We start from the raw sequence: 4,247 nt of genomic DNA, 5'->3' as shown, positions 1-4,247 counted from the left end.
ATGCGAGATCAGCTCATCGACCTCCGTCGCCCCCAGCAACTGCGCCATCGCCCGCCGGTACCCCTCGATCTTCCTGATCACCGGCACGAACCGGCTGGGACCGACGGCCAGGCCGATCCGCTCGTGTCCCAGGTCGACCAGGTGCTGAACGGCCAGCCGCGCCGCGGCCCGGTCGTCGGGTGAGATGAAGGGGGCGGGGACGTCGGCGGCGTGCCCGTTGAGCAGGACGATGGGCACACCCTGCCCGATCAGCTGGGTGTAGCGGTCCGAGCGCGCGGTGACGTCGGCGTGCAGTCCGGAGACGAAGATGATGCCGCTGACCCCGCGCTCCACGAGCAGTTCGGTGAACTCGTCCTCGACCGCGCCGCCGGGCAGTTGGGTGCAGAGCACCGGGGTGTAGCCGTACTGGGTCAGCGTCTTCTCGAACGCCTGGGCGAACGCCGGGAAGATCGGGTTGTCCAGTTCCGGGGTGACCAGGCCGATCAGCCCGTTGCTGCGCTGGCGCAACCGCTGCGGGCGCTCGTACCCCATGACGTCCAGCGCGGCCAGCACCGAGCGCCGGGTGACGACGGAGACCCCCGGCTTGCCGTTGAGCACCCGGCTGACCGTGGCCTCGCTGACCCCGGCCTGCGCGGCGATGTCGGTCAGCCGGGCGGTGCCGTTGCCGAGCGGGCCGACGGCACTAGGAGGCGTCATCGCGTTGCCACCAGACGGCGGAGTCGGACGCGAGCCGCGCGACGCCGCCTTGGACGACCGGCTCGGCGCTGGCCAGCAGGACCCGCCCGGGGGCGGGCAGCTCCACGGGGTCGCCGGTGAGGTTGACGGTGCAGGTGAAGCCGGCGTCGCGGGTGAAGGCCAGCGTTCCCTCCGGGGAGTCGAGCCAGGCCAGCGGGGTCTCACCGAAGGCCCTCCGCTCGCGCCTGATCCGGAGCGCGTCGCGGTACAGGTTCAGCGTGGAGAGCGGCTCCTCCAGCTGGGACTCGACGCTGAGCGGGCCCCAGGAGGACGGTATGGGGAGCCAGGTCCTGTTGACGCCCGGCCGGCTGAAGCCGAAGTGCGGCTCGCCGTCGGACCAGGGGAGCGGCACCCGGCAGCCGTCACGGCCGTCGTCGGGGTTGCGGAGCCGCTGCGGGTCGCGCAGGAACTCCTCGGGAAGGTCGAGAACCTCGGGCAGGCCGAGCTCCTCGCCCTGGTAGACGTAGGCCGAGCCGGGCAGGGAGAGCGTCAGCAGGGCCGCGGCGCGGGAGCGGCGCAGACCGACCTCGCCGCCGCCGTACCGGGTGAGGTGGCGCTTGACGTCATGGTTGGAAAGCACCCAGGTGCTGGGCGCGCCGACCAGCCCGGCGGTCGCCAGCGACTCCTCGATGACCGCGCGGAACCCCTCCGCCTCCCAGGGGGTGTTGAGGAAGTGGAAGTTGAACGCCTGGTGCAGCTCATCGGGACGGACGTAGTTGGCCAGCCGCTGCGGGGACGGCGCCCACGCCTCGGCGACGCCGATCCGCTCTCCGGGGTAGGAGTCGAGCAGCCTGCGCCAGGCGCGGTGGATCTCGTGCACGCCGTCCTGGTCGAAGAACGGCACCACGTCGGTGCCGATCATCCGGATCTGGTCGCTGTGCCCGATGTCGGGCAGCCCCTCGGCCTTGACCATGCCGTGGGCGACGTCGATGCGGAAGCCGTCGACCCCCAGGTCGAGCCAGAACCGCAGGATCGACTCGAACTCCGCGTGAACCTCGGGGTTCTCCCAGTTCAGGTCGGGCTGCTCGGGTGCGAACAGGTGGAGGTACCACTCGCCGTCCGGCAGCCGGGTCCACGCGGAGCCGCCGAAGACCGACTCCCAGTCGTTGGGCGGCAGCTCTCCGGCCGCGCCCCGGCCCTGGCGGAAGATGTAACGCTCGCGCGCGGGGGCTCCCGGACCCGCCGCCACCGCCTCCGCGAACCAGACGTGCTGGTCGGAGGTGTGGTTGGGCACCACGTCCACGATGACCCGCAGGCCGTGGCCGTGCGCGTCGTCGATCAGCGCCCTGGCGTCGTCCAGCGAGCCGAAGATCGGGTCCACGTCCCGGTAGTCGGCCACGTCGTAGCCGAAGTCGGCCATCGGCGAGGTGAAGAACGGGGTGAGCCAGATCGCGTCGACCCCGAGGTCCGCCAGGTACGGCAGCCTGCCGCGCGCGCCGAGCAGGTCACCCACGCCGTCGCCGTTGCCGTCGGCGAAGCTGCGCACGTAGACCTGGTAGATCACCGCGTCGCGCCACCATCGGGTGGCGGTCCCGGCAGCACGGTCCGCGTAGACAAGCTCGGTCATGTTAAATCCCCCGATCAGGTGACATGTCAGGACGTGATAGCACGGTGGTGTTACGACTTCGTGGCACCGGCGGTAAGTCCGGCGACCAGGTGCCGCTGGACGAGCAGGAAGACGATCGCCGCGGGCACCGCGATCAGCACCGCCGAGGCGGTGAGCAGGCCCCAGTCGGACCAGTGCTGGCCGACGAACTGCTGGAGGCCGATGCCGAGCGTGCGCTTCTCCTCCTGCGACATGAACACGGTGGCGTAGGCCACCTCGCCCCAGGCGGTCATGAAGGAGTAGAAGGCGGTGACCGCCAGGCTGGGCCTGGCCAGCGGCAGGATGACCCGCCAGAACGTGCCGAACGGGGTCAGGCCGTCGACCATTCCGGCCTGGTCGATCTCGCGCGGGATGGAGTCGAAGTAGCTCTTCATCATCCACGCGCAGAACGGCACCGCCACGGTCATGTAGGCGATGACCAGCCCGGCGATCTGGTTGAGCAGCCCGAGGCCCGCCATCAGGTTGTAGAGGGGGACGATCAGGATCGCCACCGGGAACATCTGGGTGACCAGCAGCGTCCACATCACCCCGCGGTGGCCGGGGAAGCGGAAGCGGCTGATCGCGTACCCGGTCGTGGAGGCCAGGAAGACGCCGATGACCGTGGTCAGCCCGGCGACGATCACCGAGTTGAGCAGCCAGGTCGGGAACTGCGTCTCGGTCAGCACCCGGACGTAGTTGCCCAGCGAGGGCTGGTTGAAGATCTCCAGTTCGCTGGAGAGCCAGCCGTCGCGCGGCTTGAGCGAGGTCAGGAACAGCCAGACGATCGGGAACAGCGAGACGGCGACCGCGGCGAGCAGGGTTCCGTGCAGCAGGATCGACTTCCCCACACCGCGTTCCCCGCGCCTCCGGGCGCGCCCGGCGGTGGTGGTGACGGTGCTCACCAGACCTCCCCTTGCTTGCGCAGCGAGCGCCGGTAGACCACGGCCAGCACGACGAGGAGCAGCAGGACGATGACTCCCCAGGCCGCGGAGTTGGAGTAGTTGCGGACCCCGGTGAACGCCTCGCGGAAGGCGTAGGTGACCAGGATCTCGGTGGAGCTTCCCGGCCCTCCCCCGCTGATCAGGTAGATCACCGGGAACATGTTGAAGGTCCAGATCGTGCCCAGCAGGACGACGGTGCTCGACACGGTGCGCAGGCCGGGGACGGTGATGAAGCGGAAGCGCTGCCAGGGGGTGGCACCGTCCACCTCCGCCGCCTCGTAGAGCTCACCGGGGATCGACTGGAGCCCGCCCAGCACGGCGACCATCATGAACGGCACGCCCATCCAGACGTTGACCGCGATGACCGCGATCTTCGCCGTGGTCGGGTCGTCGAGCCAGCCGACCGCGCCGAGGCCGGCGGCCTTGAGCATCGCGTTGATCACGCCGAAGTCGCTGTTGTAGAGGTAGCGCCAGATGAACGCGGAGACGAATCCGGGGATCGCCCACGGCAGGATGAGCAGCAGCCGGTAGGCCGAGCGGAATTTGAGCCTGCGGTTGAGCAGCAGCGCCAGGCCCAGACCCAGGCCGTAGTGGAGCGAGACGCAGGCGACGGTCCACACGACGGTCCAGATCAGCTTCTCCCAGAACAGGCCGCTGGTCAGGATCGCGATGTAGTTGTCAAGCCCGACGAACTCGTAGGTCGAGGGGATGACGTTGACGCCGATCGTGCGGCCGATGTTGGCCTCGGTCGCGTCGGTCAGGGACAGGTAGACGCCTCGGGCCAGCGGCCAGCCGATCAACAGGCCGGTGACCAGGATCACCGGGGCGACCATGGCCCAGGCGTACCAGTGCCTGCCCACCGCTCGCCGGAACGGGCCGGTGCCCTGGTGGCGGCCCTGGCCGGGGGGGTCACACGGCCCCGCGGGGCCGCCCCGGGTCAGCGCCCGTGCGAGACGATGCCGCGGGACGGGGCGGCAGAACGGAAG

4 protein-coding genes are annotated in these 4,247 nt (G+C 70.1%); all 4 read right to left on the bottom strand.

Going from position 1 to position 4,247, the window contains the following annotated elements; all coding sequences use genetic code 11:
• Positions 1–696, bottom strand: a 696-nt coding sequence (locus ABZU75_RS45490) for a LacI family DNA-binding transcriptional regulator (RefSeq protein WP_355569500.1), incomplete at its 3' end; no start/stop codon positions are given.
• Positions 683–2,302, bottom strand: a complete 1,620-nt coding sequence (locus ABZU75_RS45485; protein WP_355569497.1) for a glycoside hydrolase family 13 protein — start codon at positions 2,300–2,302, stop codon at positions 683–685. The genes ABZU75_RS45485 and ABZU75_RS45490, both read right to left, overlap by 14 nt.
• A 50-nt stretch (positions 2,303–2,352) precedes the next feature.
• Positions 2,353–3,222 carry a carbohydrate ABC transporter permease gene (locus ABZU75_RS45480; protein ID WP_355569494.1) on the bottom strand — a complete coding sequence of 290 codons (870 nt, stop codon included), beginning with the start codon at positions 3,220–3,222 and terminating at the stop codon, positions 2,353–2,355.
• Positions 3,219–4,121 carry a sugar ABC transporter permease gene (locus ABZU75_RS45475; protein WP_355569503.1) on the bottom strand — a complete coding sequence of 301 codons (903 nt, stop codon included), beginning with the start codon at positions 4,119–4,121 and terminating at the stop codon, positions 3,219–3,221. The genes ABZU75_RS45480 and ABZU75_RS45475 overlap by 4 nt, the downstream gene beginning before the upstream one ends.
• Between the last annotated feature and the right edge of the window lie 126 nt (positions 4,122–4,247).

Origin of the sequence: Streptosporangium sp. NPDC005286 (assembly GCF_040607515.1) — a bacterium.
GTDB lineage: Bacteria > Actinomycetota > Actinomycetes > Streptosporangiales > Streptosporangiaceae > Streptosporangium.
This window is presented reverse-complemented; position numbering and strand designations above follow the sequence as displayed.